Here is a 15937-nt window from a genome sequence, read left to right on the forward strand (position 1 = left end):
CATTCCGTATCCCCGAAGGGGTCGAACTCAGCCCTCCGAGGCCACGAAACCGCTGGTGGAGGCGGTCTGCTTGAACAGCCATTCGGATTTCAGCTCGGCATATCCGGGCTTGATGACGTCATTGATCATCGCGAGTCGTTCATCGAAAGGAATGAACGCTGATTTCATCGCATTGACGGAGAACCACTGCATGTCGTCGAGCGTGTAACCGAATGCCTCGACCAGGTGCTCGAATTCGCGGCTCATGCTGGTCCCGGACATCAGCCGGTTGTCGGTGTTCACGGTGGCACGGAAGTGCAGCCGGCGCAGCAGCCCGATGGGGTGCTCGGCGTAGGAGGCTGCGGCCCCGGTCTGGAGGTTGGAGCTCGGGCAGAGTTCCAGCGGGATCCGCTTGTCCCGGACGTAGGAGGCGAGCCGCCCGAGCTTCACCGTGCCGTCCTCGTGGACCTGGATGTCGTCGATGATCCGCACCCCGTGCCCGAGCCGGTCGGCGCCGCACCACTGCAGGGCCTGCCAGATGGACGGCAGCCCGAAGGCCTCGCCGGCGTGGATGGTGAAGTGGTTGTTCTCGCGCTTGAGGTACTCGAAGGCGTCGAGGTGCCGGGTGGGCGGGTAACCGGCCTCGGCGCCCGCGATGTCGAAGCCGACCACGCCCAGGTCCCGGTAGCGGTTGGCGAGTTCGGCGATCTCCAGGGCGCGGGCCGCGTGCCGCATGGCGGTGAGCAGGGCGCCGACGCGGATGCGGTCGCCGTTCTCCCTGGCGAGCCGCTCCCCTTCCCGGAAGCCCTCGTTGACGGCCTCGACGACCTCTTCGAGGCTGAGTCCGCCCTCCAGGTGCTGCTCGGGCGCGTAGCGCACCTCGGCGTAGACGACCCCGTCGGCGGCGAGGTCCTCGGCGCACTCGGCGGCGACCCGCACGAGTGCCTCGCGGGTCTGCATCACGCCGACCGTGTGCGAGAAGGTCTCCAAGTACCGTTCCAGCGAACCGGAGTCGGCCGCCTCGCGGAACCAGACGCCGAGCCGGTCCGGGTCGGTCTCGGGGAGTGCGGAGTACCCGGTGTCCCGGGCGAGGTCGACGACGGTACCGGGGCGCAGCCCGCCGTCGAGGTGGTCGTGCAGCAGAACCTTCGGCGCCCGGAGGATCTGCTCCGTGCTGGGGGTGTTCCCCGTCTGGGCAGTCTGGCTCGTCATTTCCGCACTCTAACTCCTACGCGCGTAGATCGCCCGCTGTACGAATCCGCCGATACGTAACGGTGACCGCACGGCCTAGTGGCGTACACCGTTGCTTCTGACACTGTTCTGTCATGGCACAGCAAGCGACGCCGGTTCGCACGGCCCGGCTGGGGAGGGCGTTCGGCCCGGAGCCGACGGCGGTGAGCGGCGTGGTGCTGCTGCTGCCCGGCGGCGACGAGGTCTCCGGCCGCAGGCCGTCTCCCATGATGGTGACCGCTTTCGTACGCGCGTTGGGGCGCCGGCTGGCCCGGGCGGGCCGGGAGGAGGGCCTGGCCGCACACGTCGTGCACTACCGCTACCGCGGCTGGAACGGCGCCGAGGCGCATCTGGCGGGGGACGCCTCCTGGGCCGCGGAGGAGGTCGTACGACGCTACGGAGACGTGCCGGTCTGCCTGGCCGGCGTCGACATGGGCGGCCGGGCGGCGCTGCGCGCGGCCGGTCACGAGGCCGTCAACTCCGTGGTGGCGATAGCCCCGTGGCTGCCCGAGGAGGACGTGGCCGCGCCCGCCGAACCGGTGCGGCAGCTCGCCGGCCGGCGGGTCCTGCTCGTGCACGGCACCAACGACGCGCGCACCGACCCCGAACTGTCGTTCCGCTTCGCGGCGCGCGCGAAGAAGGCGAACCGGGATGTGTGCCGGTTCGAAGTCCACTCCGACGGCCACGCGTTGAACCAGCACCGCACCGAAGTCCTCGCCCTCAGCGAGGACTTCGTCATGGGCTCACTGTTCGGCCACTCCTACTCCCGGCCGGTGGAGGACGCCCTGGCGGCGCCCCCGCCGCTGGGCCTGCGCATGCCGCTGGCGGCGGGGTTCGGCAAGTCGCTGCGGCGGTAGGCGGGTTGGCGAGGCGCGCGGCGGGGCCGACCGCGCACGGGGTTCAGGTGGGGAGCAGGTTGCCGCGTCGGGAGAGGAGGAACCTCTTGAAGGCGGCGACCGGGGCGGTGTCCGGGTGCCCGTCGAGCCAGGCGACGCCGATCTCCCGTACCGCCCGCGGAGCGGTGACCGTCAGCTCCACCACGCCCGGGCGGGGGACGGCGGGCGGAGGCAGCAGCGCGACGCCCAGTCCGGCGGCCACCAGCCCGCGCAGGGTCTCGGCCTCCTCCCCCTCGAAGGCGACCCGGGGCTGGAAGCCGGCCTCCCCGCACAGGTCGTCGGTGATGCGGCGCAGGCCGTAGCCGGGTTCCAGGGTCACGAAGGTCTCCTCGGCGGCCTCGGCGAGCCGGACGCGTCTGCGGGCGGCGAGCCGGTGGTCGGCGGGGACGACCAGGCGCAGCTTCTGCTCGTCGAGGCGGCGGCCGACGAGGTCGGGCGCGTCCGGCACGGGCGAGGTGAGGCACAGGTCGAGTTCGCCCGCCCGCAGGCCCTCCAGCATCGCCTCCCCGTGGTTCTGGACCAGGCTGAAGCGGACCCGGGGATGGTCGGCGCGGAAGGCGCGGATGAGGCCGGGGACCGTCTCGGAGCCCATGGTGTGCAGGAAGCCGAAGGCGACCTTGCCGGTGGCCGGGTCGGCGTCGGCGCGCACCTCGTCGGCGGCGCGTCCGATCTCGGCGAGGGCGCGTTCGACGGAGACGAGGAAGGTGCGCCCGGCGGGGGTCAGCGACAGCGTCCGGCCGCGGCGGGCGAACAGGTCGATCCCGAGGTCCTGTTCGAGCCGGACCATCGCCCGGGACAGGGTGGACTGCGGGACCCGCATCTCCTGCGCGGCGCGCGTGACGTGCTCGGTGCGGGCGACGCCCGCGAAGTGGGCGAGCCGCGGCGCGAGCAGGGTGACGAGGCCGTCGGTGTCTTCTGTGTCACCGGACCGTGACAGGCGGGGCTGTGACCTCTGCTGATGCACCATGGGAACGATTATGGCGATTCCGTGCATTGGACGGATGAGCGGGCCCGTACGTAGCTTCGAGGCATGTCTCCCGCCAGTACCGGGGCGTCCACCGTCGTGGACGCCGCTGCCGTTGTCCCTGCCGTCACCGACACCCGCCTGAGCCCGGGCGGCCCCGGCTACCGCCGGATGAGCCTCGCCCTCTTCCTCGCCGGTGTCGCGACCTTCGCGCTGCTCTACTCCACCCAGGCCCTGCTGCCGCTGATCTCCGGCGAGTTCGGGGTGGCGGCGAGCGAGGCGAGCTGGACGGTGGCGGCGGCCACGGGCGGCCTCGCGGTGTTCGTCCTCCCGATGAGCGCCCTGTCGGAACGGTACGGACGCCGTACGGTCATGACGGCCTCGCTCGTGGTCGCGGCGGCCGTCGGCGTGCTGGTCCCCTTCGCCCCCTCGCTGACCGCGCTGGTCGCCCTGCGCGCCCTGCAGGGGGCCGCGCTGGCCGGCCTGCCCGCGTCGGCGACCGCCTACCTCGCGGAGGAGGTCAGGCCGAAGGCGCTGGTCACGGCGATCGGCCTGTTCGTCGCGGGCAACAGCGTCGGCGGGATGAGCGGCCGGGTCATCACTGGCTGGGTCGCGCAGGAGTGGGGCTGGCGGATCGCGGTCGGTGCGGTCGGGGCGATCGCGGTGGGCTGCGCGGTGGCGTTCCGGGTGCTCCTGCCGGCTCCGAGGCACTTCACGCCGGGCTCCCTGCGCCCGCGGGTCCTGGCCGGCACCGTCCGCGACCACCTGTCCGACCCGCTGCTGCGCCGGCTGTACGCGATCGGCGCCCTGTTCATGACGGTGTTCGGCGGGGTCTACACGGTGATCGGCTACCGGCTGACCGAGGCCCCCTTCGGCCTGCCGCAGGGCATCGTCGGCTCGATCTTCCTCGTCTACCTGGTCGGCACGGTGTCGGCGTCCACCGCGGGCCGGCTGGTGGGCCGCCTCGGCCGGCGCGGAGCCCTGTACCTGGCCGGCGGCACCACGGCGGCGGGCCTGCTGCTGTCCCTGGCGGACTCCCTCGCGACGGTCCTGCTCGGCCTGGTCCTGATCACCGCCGGTTTCTTCGCGGGCCACGCGGTGGCGTCCTCGGCGGTCAGCAGGACGGCGACGCACGGCCGCGCGCAGGCGTCCGCCCTGTACCAGTCCGCGTACTACATCGGCTCCAGCGCCGGCAGCACGGTGGGCGCTCTGGCCTTCCACGCGGGTGGCTGGGCCGCAACGGTGGGCGTCGGCGTGCTGGCGGTCCTGGGCGTCGTGACGATCACCGTGCTCGGCTCGCGGGCGGCGCGGGTCGCGGCGCGGCGGCCGGTGCCCGCGCACTGACGGCCGGAATCCGCGGGACAGGTACCACGGCACGCTTCTGACCTGCGGCTTTCCCAGCTCGGGACGCCATTGTCAGTCACCTGCGGTAGCTTCCGAAGTGCGAGAGCGCGATGACGCGCACCCGCGAAGGAACGGCCACAGGGGTGGGTGGACGATGACCGACGGCACGGCGACGACGACGGACCTGGACGTCCGGCTGGAGAAGCACCGGACCGAGCTGACCGGCTACTGCTACCGGATGCTCGGCTCGTCCTTCGAGGCCGAGGACGCGGTGCAGGACACGATGGTCCGCGCCTGGCGCAGCTACGACAGGTTCGAGGGCCGCTCCAGCCTGCGCTCCTGGCTCTACCGCATCGCGACCAACGTCTGCCTGGACATGCTGACGGCCGGCAACAAGCGCGCCCGGCCCATGGACCTCACGGAGTCGACGCCGCTCGCCCGGGCCGCCCTCTCCCCCCGCCCCGACCACACCTGGCTGGAGCCGATGCCGGACGCCCGCGTCCTGCCGGTGGTCGAGGACCCGGCGGAGGCGGCGGTCGCCAAGGAGTCCGTGCGGCTCGCCTTCATGGCGGCCCTCCAGCAACTCCCGCCCAAGCAGCGGGCGGTGCTCATCCTGCGCGAGGTGCTGGCCTGGCGGGCGAGCGAGGTCGCCGAACTCCTCGACACCTCCGTCGCGTCGGTCAACAGCGCCCTCCAGCGCGCGCGGGCGACCCTCGCCGAGCGGCACGAGAAGGCGGCGGAGGCGGCCGTCTCCGACCCGCTGGACGAGGAGCAGCAGAAACTGCTGGATCGCTACGTCGCCGCCTTCGAGGGCTACGACATGACGGCGCTGACGGCACTGCTGCACGAGGACGCCGTCATGACGATGCCGCCGTTCGACCTGTGGCTGACCGGCCACCAGGACATCACCGGTTTCATGACCACCCTCGGCGCCGCCTGCGAGGGCTCGCGGCTGCTGCCGGTCCAGGTCAACGGCCTGCCGGGCTTCGCCCAGTACAAGCCGGACCCGGAGGCGGGCGGTTTCACCCCGTGGGCGGTGCAGGTCCTGGAGATCTCAGACGGCCGGCTCACCGGGTTCCACTTCTTCCTCGACACGCAGCGGTGGTTCCCGCTGTTCGGGCTGCCGCTCCGTCTCGAAGCGGAGGCCGACCAGGTCGAGCAGGGCGGGTAGCGCGGGGTCCGGGTCGCGCAGCCGCAGCCGTACGCCGGCCCGCCGGGCGGTGAGCTGGAGCCGCGCGAGCAGGTCGACGGCGGCGAGGCCCGGTGGCCCGAGCCCACCGGCGTCGCACACCACCACCCCGGCGCCGGTGACCTCCACGAGCACCCGCAGGTCCGCGCACAGCCCCGCGACCGCGTCCCGGGTGACGGGACCGGCCAGCACGAGTACGGCGGGTGTCGTGGCGTTCACGAGCGGTAGACCGGCCGGACGCCCACAACTCATCGGACGGAGCCCGTCCCGGCTCCCGGGCGGGCCCGGTAAGGATCACATTGACCGGCTCCCCTCCCGCGCCGGAGGGTTGCCCGCATGCCCCACGGATCAGCATCGCCCTGGATACCCGACGCCCTCCCCGCCGAGGAGACGCCGTGCGGGGGGTGCTGACGGGGTTCGCGGTCATCGCGGTCGTCATCGGCGTCGGCTATGTGATCGGCCGCCGCGGCCACCTCGGCGACCACGGCCGTGAGGTCCTGACCAAGCTGGCCTTCCACGTGGCCTCACCGGCCCTGCTGTTCACCACGCTCGCCCGGGCCGACCTGTCGGTGGTCTTCTCCAGCCGCCTACTGGTGACGGCTCTGAGCACGGCCGCGGCGGCGGGCGTCTTCGTCGCGGTGGGTGTCGTACGGGGCTGGGGCGTGGGCCGGACGACGATCGGCGCGCTGTGCTCCGGTTACGTCAACTCCGGCAACCTGGGCATCCCGATCGCCGTGTACGTCCTCGGCGACGCATCCCTGGTGGCGCCGGTGCTGCTGTTCCAGCTGGTCGGCGTGACACCCGTGGCGCTGACGGTCCTGGACCTGTCGGCCGGGGGCGGGAAGGGCCCCCTGTGGCGGAGGCTGCTGACGCCCCTGCGCAACCCGATCGCGGTCGGCTCGCTGGCGGGGGTCGCGGTGTCGGCGTCCGGTGTGCGCGTTCCGGGGCCGGTCATGGATCCGCTGACGCTGATCGGCAACATGTCGGTCCCGGCGGTGCTGCTCGCCTTCGGCATCTCGCTGTGCGGCAGCACGATGCCGGGCCGGGGCGCCGACCGCCACCCCGTGTTCCTCTCGGTCGCGCTGAAATCGGTGGGCCAGCCCCTGGTGGCGTGGGCGCTGGCGACCGGCGTCTTCGGACTGCACGGGGCCCGGCTCCTCGACGTGGTGGTGACCTCGGCCCTGCCCGCCGCCCAGAACCTCTACACGTACGCGTCGAGCTACGGCGTGGGCGAACGTCTGGCCCGCGACTCGATCCTGCTGTCCACGGTGATGTCGGTGCCGGTGCTGGTGGCCGTCGCCACGCTGCTCGGCTGACGCGGGTGCCGGGAGCCGGACTTCCCAGTTCGGTGCGTCGCCGGTCCCAGCATGCCGAACGGGACCGGTGGCGGTCCACCGATCCCGTTCACCCGAAAGAGAGAACCCCTGGTCAGGCGATGCGTTCCAGCACGACCGGCGACGCCGTGAAGTCCGTGCCGGCGGACGCGATGTCGTACGCCCCCTCGACCGCCTCCAGCGCGTACGCGAAGCGCTCGGGGGTGTCCGTGTGCAGGGTCAGCAGGGGCTGGCCCGCGGTCACCGCGTCGCCCGGCTTGGCGTGCAGTTCGACGCCGGCGCCCGCCTGCACCGGGTCCTCCTTGCGGGCGCGTCCGGCGCCCAGGCGCCAGGCGGCGACGCCGACGCCGTAGGCGTCCAGCCGGGTCAGGACGCCGGACGACGGGGCCTTGATGACGTGCTGCTCCTTCGACGTGGGCAGGGCCGCGTCCGGGTCGCCGCCCTGGGCCGCGATCATGCGGCGCCACACGTCCATCGCCGAGCCGTCGGCCAGGGCCTTCGCCGGGTCGGCGTCCTTCACACCGGCCGCGTCGAGCATCTCGCGGGCCAGGGCGATCGTCAGCTCCACCACGTCGGCGGGGCCGCCGCCGGCCAGGACCTCCACCGACTCGCGGACCTCCAGCGCGTTGCCCGCGGTGAGGCCGAGCGGGGTGGACATGTCGGTGAGCAGCGCGACCGTCCGCACCCCGTGGTCGGTGCCGAGGCCCACCATCGTCGAGGCCAGCTCGCGCGCGTCCTCGATGGTCTTCATGAAGGCGCCGGTGCCGACCTTGACGTCGAGGACCAGGGAACCGGTGCCCTCGGCGATCTTCTTCGACATGATCGAGGAGGCGATCAGCGGGATCGCCTCGACCGTGCCGGTCACGTCGCGCAGCGCGTAGAGCTTCTTGTCGGCGGGGGCCAGGCCGTCGCCCGCCGCGCAGATCACGGCGCCCGTGGTGTCCAGGACGTGCAGCATCTCCTCGTTGGACAGCAGCGCGCGCCAGCCGGGGATCGACTCCAGCTTGTCGAGCGTGCCGCCGGTGTGGCCGAGGCCGCGGCCCGACAGCTGCGGGACGGCCGCGCCGCAGGCGGCGACCAGCGGCGCCAGCGGGAGGGTGATCTTGTCGCCGACGCCGCCCGTGGAGTGCTTGTCGGCGGTGGGCCGCGACAGCGCCGAGAAGTCCATGCGCTCGCCGGAGGCGATCATCGCGGCGGTCCAGCGGGCGATCTCGCGGCGGTTCATGCCGTTGAGCAGGATGGCCATCGCGAGCGCGGACATCTGCTCGTCGGCGACCTCTCCCCGGGTGTACGCGTCGATGACCCAGTCGATCTGCTCGTCGCTGAGCTCACCGCGGTCCCGCTTGGCGCGGATGACGGAGATGGCGTCCATGGCCATGGCTTTCCTTCCGAACGTTCAGAAACCGTGCGGCCCCTCCGGTCGAGCGGAGGGGCCGCAGGGGAGTTACCTGGTGAGGTGCCCGGGCCCGAAGGCCTGCGGCAGCATCTCCGCCAGCGGCAGGATGCCCGCCGGCGTCTCCAGCAGCAGGCCGGGGCCGCCGAACTCGTAGAGCAGCTGCCGGCAGCGGCCGCACGGCACGAGGACGGCGCCCTCGCCGTCGACGCAGGTGAAGTGCGTCAGCCGGCCGCCCCCGCTGCGCTGCAGCTCCGAGACGAGCCCGCACTCGGCGCACAGCCCGAGCCCGTACGACGCGTTCTCGACGTTGCAGCCGGAGACGGTGCGCCCGTCGTCGACCAGGGCCGCGACCCCGACGGGGTAGCCCGAGTAGGGCGCGTACGCCCGCCCCATGGCCTCCCGGGCCACCTCCCGCAGGGCGTCCCAGTCGACGGCCGGAGGGGGCGTCACTTGCCCTGCCCCTTGCGGTACCGCATGCCGTCCGCCTTGGGCATCCTGAGGCGCTGCGCCGACAGCGACAGCACGAGCAGGGTGACGACGTACGGGGTGGCGCCGACGAAGTCGCTCGGCACCTCGTCCGTGAACAGGTACCAGAGCAGGACGAGCCCGGCGACGAGGAGGCTGATGCCGGCCTGCCAGTGCGCCTTGCGGTACAGCTTCCAGCCGGCGAGCACCGCGAGCAGGACGACCAGCAGGAGAAGCAGCGCGTGCACGGTCTCGCCGCCGTTGCGCAGTTGCAGCGCGTCCGAGTAGCCGAAGAGTCCGGCACCCATCGCCAGTCCCCCGGGCCGCCAGTTGCCGAAGATCATCGCGGCGAGACCGATGTAGCCGCGCCCGCCGGTCTGGCCCTCCAGGTAGATGTGCGAGGTGACCAGCGCCAGGAAGGCGCCGCCGAGTCCGGCGAGACCGCCGGAGACGGCCACGGCCGCGTACTTGTACCGGTAGACGTTCACGCCGAGCGACTCCGCTGCGACCGGGTTCTCACCGCAGGAACGCAGCCGCAGGCCGAACGGGGTGCGCCACAGCAGCCACCAGCTCGCGATGAACAGCACCACGGCCAGGATCGTCACCACGGACACGTCGGTGACCAGGCCGCCGAGGATGCCCGCGAGGTCGGAGATGAGGAACCAGTGGTGCTTCTCGACCGACTGCAGCGCGTCCGAGAGACCGGGCACGGTGACGTGGCCGAGGGAGTCGACGGGCGGCGACTGCTTGGGGTTGCCGCCCGCCTCCGCCGCCTTGCCGTCCGAGAAGAACAGCTTGGCGAGGTACTGGGTGGTGCCGAGGGCGAGCAGGTTGATCGCGACGCCGGAGACGATGTGGTCCACGCCGAAGGTGACGGTCGCGACCGCGTGCACCAGGCCGCCGAGGACGCCGAAGCCGACACCGCACAGCAGGCCGAGCCAGGGGCTGGACTGCCAGCCGATCCAGCCGGCGCCGAAGGTGCCGAGGATCATCATGCCTTCGAGACCGATGTTGACCACACCGGCCCGCTCGGACCACAGGCCGGCGAGACCGGCGAGACCGATGGGCACGGCCAGGCCCAGAGCGGCGCCGACCTGGCCCTCGGAGGTGAGCTGGTTGGCGCCGGTGATGACGCGCACCGCGGCGATGAGCAGCAGCGCACCCGCGATGATCATGAGGATCTGGCCGAGGGACCGGCCCGAGCGCTTGCCCGCGGTGTCCGCCTTGGGCGCCGCGGGCGGCGGCGCGTCGGTCATCGTGGCGGTCATCACGCCACCTCCTGCTTCTGGGTCGGGGCGGCCTGGGCGGCGAGCTCGGCACCGACCCGCTGCTGCTGGCGCTTGAGGCCGTAGCGGCGTACGAGTTCGTAGGCGATGACGACACACAGGACGATGACGCCCTGGATGACGCCCAGGATTTCCTTGTCGTACCCCTGGAACTCCAGGTGGTTGGTGGTGCGCTCCAGGAAGCCCCACAGGAGGGCGCCGAGCGCGATGCCGACCGGGTTGTTGCGGCCCAGCAGCGCGATGGCGATGCCGGTGAAGCCGATGCCCGACGGGAAGTCGTTGCTGAACTGGTGGCTGTCGTTGAGGAGGGTCGGCATGCCGATCAGACCGGCCACGGCACCCGAGATGAGCATGCTGGTGGCGATCATCCGCTTGACGCTGACACCACTCGCCGCGGCAGCCGTCTCGGACTGGCCGACGGTGCGCAGGTCGAAGCCGAAGCGCGTGCGGCCGAGCACGAACCAGTAGGCCACGCCGACGATCACCGCGATCACGACGAAGCCCCAGAGCACCCCGGCGGCGCCCGTGTCGAACGAGAAGAACCACGAGTCCTGCGGCAGCGGCTTGGTCGAGACGACCGTGCCGCCGCTCTGCAGTTCGGCGAGCTTGCCGGGCTGCAGGAGGTAGGCGATGATCGCGGTCGCGATGGAGTTCAGCATGATCGTCGAGATGACCTCGCTGACGCCGCGGGTCACCTTGAGGACACCGGCGATACCGGCCCAGACGGCGCCCACGCCCATCGCGCAGAGGATCATCAGCGGGACCGAGAGGAAGCCCGGCAGGGTCAGCGCGCCACCGAGCACCGCCGCGAAGAACGCGCCGAGCCGGTACTGGCCGTCCACACCGATGTTGAACAGGTTCATGCGGAAGCCGATGGCCACCGCGACGCCCGCCAGGTAGTAGGTCGTCGCCTTGTTCAGGATGTAGACCTGGCTGTCGCTGGCGGAGCCGTAGGTCAGCATGTCGCTGAAGGCCGCGCCAGGGTTCTTGCCGGTGGCGAGGATCACCAGGGTGGTCACGACGATCGCGGCGACGAGTGCGAGCAGCGGCGCCGCGATCCCGAGGAGCAGCCGCTCCTTGTCGATCCGGGAGGTGAGCTTGTTCATCGGTCGTCGTCCTCTGTGTGCTCCAGGTGGCCGGTGGCCGCGCCGGTCATGGCGGAACCGAGCTCCTCGGGGGTGATCGTGGCGGGGTCGGCGTCGGCCACCAGGCGGCCGCGGTACATCACCCGCAGCGTGTCCGAGAGCCCGATCAGCTCGTCCAGGTCGGCCGAGATCAGCAGGACGGCCATACCGTCGCGGCGGGCCTCGCGGATGTGGTCCCAGATCGCGGCCTGCGCGCCGACATCGACGCCACGGGTGGGGTGGGCGGCGATGAGGAGCTTGGGCCGGTGGCTCATCTCCCGGCCGACGATCAGTTTCTGCTGGTTGCCGCCGGACAGCGACGCGGCCGTCACCTCGATGCCCGGAGTGCGGACGTCGTACGCCCCGATGATGCGCTCGGTGTCGGCACGGGCGGCCTTGATGTCGAGCAGTGCCCCGCGCGAGTTGGGCCGCTCGGTGACGTGGCCCAGGATGCGGTTCTCCCACAGGGGCGCCTCGAGGAGCAGACCGTGGCGGTGACGGTCCTCGGGGATGTAGCCGACGCCGGCCTCGCGGCGGCGGCGGGTGGGGGTGTGAGAGATGTCCACGTCGTCGAGCGTGATGACGCCGGCGTCCGGATCGCGGATGCCCATGATCGCCTCGACCAGCTCGGACTGGCCGTTGCCCTCCACACCGGCGATGCCGAGAACCTCGCCCTTGTGGATGGTGAAGGAGATCTCGTCGAGGATGATCCGCTCGACGCCGTCGAGGTCCGTCTGGGTCAGGTGCAGGCCGTCCAGCTTCAGCAGCGGGACGTCCGTGACGGTGGACTCCTCGGTCTCCGGCGTGGGCAGTTCGCTGCCGACCATCAGCTCGGCGAGCTGCTTGGCGGTGGTGGTCCTCGGCTCGACCGTACCGACGGTGGTGCCGCGCCGGATGACGGTGATCTCGTCGGCCACGGACAGCACCTCTCCCAGTTTGTGGGAGATGAAGATGACGGTGAGGCCCTCGGCCTTCAACTCGCGGAGGTTGTCGAAGAGGGCGTCGACCTCCTGCGGCACGAGGACGGCGGTGGGCTCGTCGAGGATGAGGGTCTTGGCCCCGCGGTAGAGGACCTTGAGGATCTCCACCCGCTGGCGGTCGGCGACGCCGAGCTCCTCCATCAGGACGTCGGGCCGAACGTTCAGCCCGTACGCGTCGGAGATCTCCTTCACCTTCGTACGCGCCTTGGCTCCGATGCCGTGCAGCTTCTCCGCGCCGAGGACGACGTTCTCCAGGACGGTGAGGTTGTCGGCGAGCATGAAGTGCTGGTGCACCATGCCGATGCCGCGCGCGATGGCGTCGGCCGGGTTGCTGAGGGTGACCCGGTCGCCGTTGACGGTGATGGTGCCCTCGTCCGGCTGCTGCATACCGTAGAGGATCTTCATCAGGGTGGACTTGCCGGCACCGTTCTCGCCGCACAGGGCGTGGACGGTGCCCGCGGCGACGGTGATGTCGATGTCGCGGTTGGCGACGACGCCGGGGAAACGTTTGGTGATGCCGCGCAGTTCGACGGCAGCGGGAGGGCTGGACGCGTTGATGGCGCACTCTCCTGGGGGAAAGGGGCTGCGTAGGGGAGGGCAGGCGTCGGCGACGCTAGCGCGGCAACTCCGTGCTACACGCGTAGAGTTGACACATTGTTACGGCTCGGCGAAGGGCTGCTGAGCGGCCCCTCGCCGAGCCGGGGTCCGACGGGACCCATCAGGTCACGGGGTGGTGCTGACCTTGATGTCGCCGTCGACGATCTTCTTCTTGGCCGCGTCCAGCTTGGGCTGGATGTCGTCGATGAAGCCACCACTGGTGGCCAGCGAGACGCCGTTCTTGGCGAGCGAGTAGTTGTTGGTGCCCGTCAGCGGCTTGCCCTCGTGCACCGACTTGATGAAGTCGTAGACGCCGGTGTCGACGTTCTTGACCATCGAGGTCAGGATCGAGTTCTTGTACTTGGCCAGACCCGGGATGTTGTACTGGTCGGAGTCCACGCCGATGGCCCAGGCGCCCTTGACGCCGCTGACGGCCTCGATCGCGCCGTTGCCGGAGGAACCCGCCGCCGTGTAGATGACGTCGGCGCCCTTGTCGAGCATGCCCTGCGCGGCTTCCGAACCCTTGTCGGGGCTGGAGAAGCCGGAGAGGTCACTGCCGTGGGTCAGGTACTGGACGTCGACCTTGACCTTCGGGTTCGTGTCCTTGACACCCTGGACGTAGCCCGCCTCGAACTTCTTGATCAGCGGAGTGTCGACGCCGCCGATGAAGCCGACGTGGTCCTTCTTGGTCTTGAGGGCGGCCGCGACGCCGGCCAGGTACGAGCCCTGCTCCTCGGTGAAGGTGATGCTGTCGACGTTCTTGACGTCCACCACCGAGTCGACGATGCCGAAGTTCGTCTTCGGGAACTTCGCGGCGACCTTGGCCATCGACGCGGCGTAGGAGAAGCCCACACCCACGATCGGGTTGTAGCCGGCGTCGGCGAGGTCCGTCAGACGCTGCTCGCGGTCGGCCTCGGTGTCGGAGGTCTTGGCGGTCAGCTCCTTGATGGAGCCGCCGAACTCGGCCTTGGCCTTGTCGGCTCCGCGCGCGGCGGAGTCGTTGAAGGACCGGTCACCACGGCCGCCCACGTCGAAGGCGAGGCCGATCTTGACGCCCTTGCCGCCACCGGAGGAGGAGGACGACGAGCTGGAGTTGTCGGAGGAGGTGCTGCCACAGGCTGTGGCAGACAGTGCGAGGGCTGCGGACGCGAGACACGCAGCGGAAAGCTTGGCTACCCGGCGCACGGGAAGGCTCCTTCACCTGACCTGAGCGCCATGTCGGCGCTGATGTGAGCACCATGCCAGTGCCCGAGCCAGGACGCCCCGTCGGCGTCGGCTTCGCGGCATCGTAACGCGCGTAGATGTCAGAAAAAGACCTCTTCATAAGCCGTTATCGATTCGAGGCAAACGGCGTCTGAACTCGGGCCCTTCCTCATCCATGCCGCTGATTGCGAACAGTGCACGAATGGCTTACAAGTATGTTGCGCCGGACGGCGGGTCGGCCCTCGGAGAGGGCCGACCGGTCATCGCTGTGCCGCGTCCAGCAGTGCCGCCGCCGTGAAGAGTTCCACTCCTACCGTGATCGCCGACTCGTCGGCGTCGAAGTCGCCCTGGTGGAGGTCGCGGACGGTGCGCTCGCCGGGCGGGCGGACACCGAGGCGGGCCATGGCGCCGGGTACGCGCTCCAGATACCAGGAGAAGTCCTCGCCGCCGAGGCTCTGCTCGGTGCCCTCGACCGACGCCGCGCCGCGTCGCGCGGTCATGGCCTCGCGCAGGAGTTCGGTGACGGCCGGGTCGTTGACCACGGGCGGGACGCCGCGGACGTAGTTGATCTCGGACTTGGCGCCGTGCAGGTTCGCTACCTCGTCGATGGCCGCCACGACCACGTCGGGCGCCTCGCGCCAGGCGTCGATGTCCAGGCAGCGCACGGTCCCGGACAGCTCCGCGTGCTGCGGGATGACGTTCGGCGCGTGGCCCGACTCGATCCGTCCCCAGGTCACGGCGAGGCCGTGCCGGGTGTCCACGCGCCGCCCGACGAGCGCGGGCACGTCGACGGCCACGCGGGCGGCCGCGGTCACCAGGTCGGTCGTCAGGTGCGGCCGGGCGGTGTGGCCGCCGGGCCCGTCGAGGGACACCTCCAGCCGGTCGCAGGCCGAGGTGATCGCACCCTCGCGGAGCCCGATCCGTCCGGCGTCCACCCTGGGGTCGCAGTGCACGGCGATGATCCGCCCCACCCCGGCGAGGACCCCGTCCTCGATGGCGTCGGCGGCGCCGCCGGGCAGCACCTCCTCCGCGGGCTGGAAGACCAGTCGCACCGGCCGGGGCAGCAGGCCGAGGCTGTGCAGGCCGGCCAGCACGAGGCCGGCGCCCAGCACCACGGTGGTGTGCACGTCGTGTCCGCAGGCGTGTGCCCGGTCCGGCACGGTCGAGCGGTACGCGCAGTCGCTCTTCGTGTCCGGGATGGGCAGGCCGTCGATGTCGGCGCGCAGGGCGAGCACGGACCGCCCCGCGTCCACGTCACCGATGTCACAGACGAGCCCGGTCCCGGCGGCCAGTACGCGGGGCCGCAGTCCGGCCTTCTCGAGCCGCGCCTTGATCGCCGCGGTGGTGCGGAACTCCTGGTTGCCGAGTTCCGGGTGCATGTGCAGGTCGCGCCGGAACGCGACGAGCTCGGCACGGAGCGATTCGCTCAGCGCGCCGGGAAGCACGGCTTCCCCGGGAAGATCGGCCTCGGACTCTTGGGACATCAGTTGCTTCACCCTCTGAAGGGTAGGACGCCGGGGTGGCCAACTGACCCACGATCAACAAAAGTTCAACCCGTTAGGCGAAGAAACTCTGTCGGCCCGACGCATAGGTACCGGTCGGGATGGGTACACTCGCCCGTCTTCGGGTGGAGCGCGAAACCATCCACACTCCTCCACGCATACCACGTCCCGCGCGAACCACGCCGACGTGTTCATCTGTCGGAACCGCTTCGGACGCCCGTTTATGCCCCCGGCCCTCAGGACCAGGGAGCCCCGGGAAACCCCGCCCCCCACCCGGGCGAACCCGGCGCACCCGCCCGGTGAAGCCTCCGTACGGGCCCGTCGAACACCCGGCCGAGGACCCGGCTCCGCCGCTAGTGCCGTGACCGGAAAGGTTCACCGGCTCGCGACGCCCGGCACGGCACCTCGCCGCGTTGTCGCATCACCCGAGTACATCCAGTACGCGGGC

14 protein-coding genes are annotated in these 15937 nt (G+C 71.2%); 4 read left to right on the forward strand and 10 right to left on the reverse strand.

Annotated features, from left to right (window positions below):
- Positions 1-27: 27 nt before the first annotated feature.
- The gene (locus tag ABZT03_RS33555) at positions 28-1191 is read right to left on the reverse strand and encodes an adenosine deaminase (RefSeq protein ID WP_356046452.1); all 1164 of its coding nucleotides are present in this window, start codon (positions 1189-1191) and stop codon (positions 28-30) included.
- Between the two features lie 113 nt (positions 1192-1304).
- Between ABZT03_RS33555 and ABZT03_RS33560 the strand changes: the two genes are divergently transcribed.
- Positions 1305-2066, forward strand: a complete 762-nt coding sequence (locus ABZT03_RS33560) for an alpha/beta hydrolase (RefSeq protein ID WP_356046454.1) — start codon at positions 1305-1307, stop codon at positions 2064-2066.
- Positions 2067-2109: 43 nt separating this feature from the next.
- On the opposite strand, the gene ABZT03_RS33565 is transcribed toward ABZT03_RS33560, so the two are convergent.
- Complete coding sequence (locus tag ABZT03_RS33565; RefSeq protein ID WP_356046456.1) at positions 2110-3072, reverse strand: LysR substrate-binding domain-containing protein; 963 nt, start codon at positions 3070-3072, stop codon at positions 2110-2112.
- A 63-nt stretch (positions 3073-3135) separates the two neighbouring features.
- Here ABZT03_RS33565 and ABZT03_RS33570 point away from each other — a divergent pair, with 63 nt between their 5' ends.
- Together ABZT03_RS33570 and ABZT03_RS33575 are read left to right on the forward strand one after the other, a co-directional pair.
- Positions 3136-4413: an MFS transporter gene (locus ABZT03_RS33570; protein WP_356046458.1), complete on the forward strand. Its 1278-nt coding sequence runs from the start codon at positions 3136-3138 to the stop codon at positions 4411-4413.
- 154 nt (positions 4414-4567) lie between these two features.
- Entirely contained in the window at positions 4568-5584 is a 1017-nt protein-coding gene (locus tag ABZT03_RS33575; protein WP_356046460.1) for a sigma-70 family RNA polymerase sigma factor, read from the forward strand.
- Here ABZT03_RS33575 and ABZT03_RS33580 read toward each other — a convergent pair.
- Positions 5468-5854 carry an STAS domain-containing protein gene (locus ABZT03_RS33580; RefSeq protein ID WP_356046462.1) on the reverse strand — a complete coding sequence of 129 codons (387 nt, stop codon included), beginning with the start codon at positions 5852-5854 and terminating at the stop codon, positions 5468-5470. The genes ABZT03_RS33575 and ABZT03_RS33580 overlap by 117 nt on opposite strands.
- Before the next feature lie 143 nt (positions 5855-5997).
- Here ABZT03_RS33580 and ABZT03_RS33585 point away from each other — a divergent pair, with 143 nt between their 5' ends.
- On the forward strand, positions 5998-6918 hold the full coding sequence (locus ABZT03_RS33585) for an AEC family transporter (RefSeq protein WP_356046464.1): 921 nt from the start codon (positions 5998-6000) through the stop codon (positions 6916-6918).
- Between the two features lie 112 nt (positions 6919-7030).
- Here ABZT03_RS33585 and ABZT03_RS33590 read toward each other — a convergent pair whose 3' ends face one another.
- From ABZT03_RS33590 to ABZT03_RS33620, 7 genes are all read right to left on the reverse strand, one after another.
- The gene (locus ABZT03_RS33590; protein ID WP_356046466.1) at positions 7031-8314 is read right to left on the reverse strand and encodes a thymidine phosphorylase; all 1284 of its coding nucleotides are present in this window, start codon (positions 8312-8314) and stop codon (positions 7031-7033) included.
- Positions 8315-8380: 66 nt separating this feature from the next.
- Positions 8381-8782: a cytidine deaminase gene (locus ABZT03_RS33595; RefSeq protein WP_356046468.1), complete on the reverse strand. Its 402-nt coding sequence runs from the start codon at positions 8780-8782 to the stop codon at positions 8381-8383.
- Positions 8779-10065, reverse strand: coding sequence for an ABC transporter permease (locus tag ABZT03_RS33600; RefSeq protein ID WP_356046470.1), 1287 nt, complete (start codon positions 10063-10065; stop codon positions 8779-8781). The genes ABZT03_RS33595 and ABZT03_RS33600 overlap by 4 nt, the downstream gene beginning before the upstream one ends.
- Entirely contained in the window at positions 10065-11189 is a 1125-nt protein-coding gene (locus ABZT03_RS33605; RefSeq protein ID WP_356046472.1) for an ABC transporter permease, read from the reverse strand. Before ABZT03_RS33605 ends, ABZT03_RS33600 begins: the two co-directional genes overlap by 1 nt.
- Complete coding sequence (locus ABZT03_RS33610) at positions 11186-12745, reverse strand: ABC transporter ATP-binding protein (protein ID WP_356046483.1); 1560 nt, start codon at positions 12743-12745, stop codon at positions 11186-11188. Before ABZT03_RS33610 ends, ABZT03_RS33605 begins: the two co-directional genes overlap by 4 nt.
- 165 nt (positions 12746-12910) lie before the next feature.
- Entirely contained in the window at positions 12911-13969 is a 1059-nt protein-coding gene (locus ABZT03_RS33615; protein ID WP_356046474.1) for a BMP family ABC transporter substrate-binding protein, read from the reverse strand.
- Between the two features lie 278 nt (positions 13970-14247).
- Entirely contained in the window at positions 14248-15471 is a 1224-nt protein-coding gene (locus tag ABZT03_RS33620; protein ID WP_356046485.1) for an amidohydrolase, read from the reverse strand.
- Between the last annotated feature and the right edge of the window lie 466 nt (positions 15472-15937).

Origin of the sequence: Streptomyces sp. NPDC005574 (genome assembly GCF_040605435.1) — a bacterium.
Taxonomy (GTDB): domain Bacteria; phylum Actinomycetota; class Actinomycetes; order Streptomycetales; family Streptomycetaceae; genus Streptomyces.

What these genes read in the sequence shown, in the direction of transcription:
- ABZT03_RS33555 (WP_356046452.1), bottom strand. Translation starts at nt 1,191, where the DNA reads ATGACGAGCCAGACTGCCCAGACGGGGAACACCCCCAGCACGGAGCAG.
- ABZT03_RS33560 (WP_356046454.1), top strand. Translation starts at nt 1,305, where the DNA reads ATGGCACAGCAAGCGACGCCGGTTCGCACGGCCCGGCTGGGGAGGGCG.
- ABZT03_RS33565 (WP_356046456.1), bottom strand. Translation starts at nt 3,072, where the DNA reads ATGGTGCATCAGCAGAGGTCACAGCCCCGCCTGTCACGGTCCGGTGAC.
- ABZT03_RS33570 (WP_356046458.1), top strand. Translation starts at nt 3,136, where the DNA reads ATGTCTCCCGCCAGTACCGGGGCGTCCACCGTCGTGGACGCCGCTGCC.
- ABZT03_RS33575 (WP_356046460.1), top strand. Translation starts at nt 4,568, where the DNA reads ATGACCGACGGCACGGCGACGACGACGGACCTGGACGTCCGGCTGGAG.
- ABZT03_RS33580 (WP_356046462.1), bottom strand. Translation starts at nt 5,854, where the DNA reads ATGAGTTGTGGGCGTCCGGCCGGTCTACCGCTCGTGAACGCCACGACA.
- ABZT03_RS33590 (WP_356046466.1), bottom strand. Translation starts at nt 8,314, where the DNA reads ATGGCCATGGACGCCATCTCCGTCATCCGCGCCAAGCGGGACCGCGGT.
- ABZT03_RS33600 (WP_356046470.1), bottom strand. Translation starts at nt 10,065, where the DNA reads ATGACCGCCACGATGACCGACGCGCCGCCGCCCGCGGCGCCCAAGGCG.
- ABZT03_RS33605 (WP_356046472.1), bottom strand. Translation starts at nt 11,189, where the DNA reads ATGAACAAGCTCACCTCCCGGATCGACAAGGAGCGGCTGCTCCTCGGG.
- ABZT03_RS33620 (WP_356046485.1), bottom strand. Translation starts at nt 15,471, where the DNA reads ATGTCCCAAGAGTCCGAGGCCGATCTTCCCGGGGAAGCCGTGCTTCCC.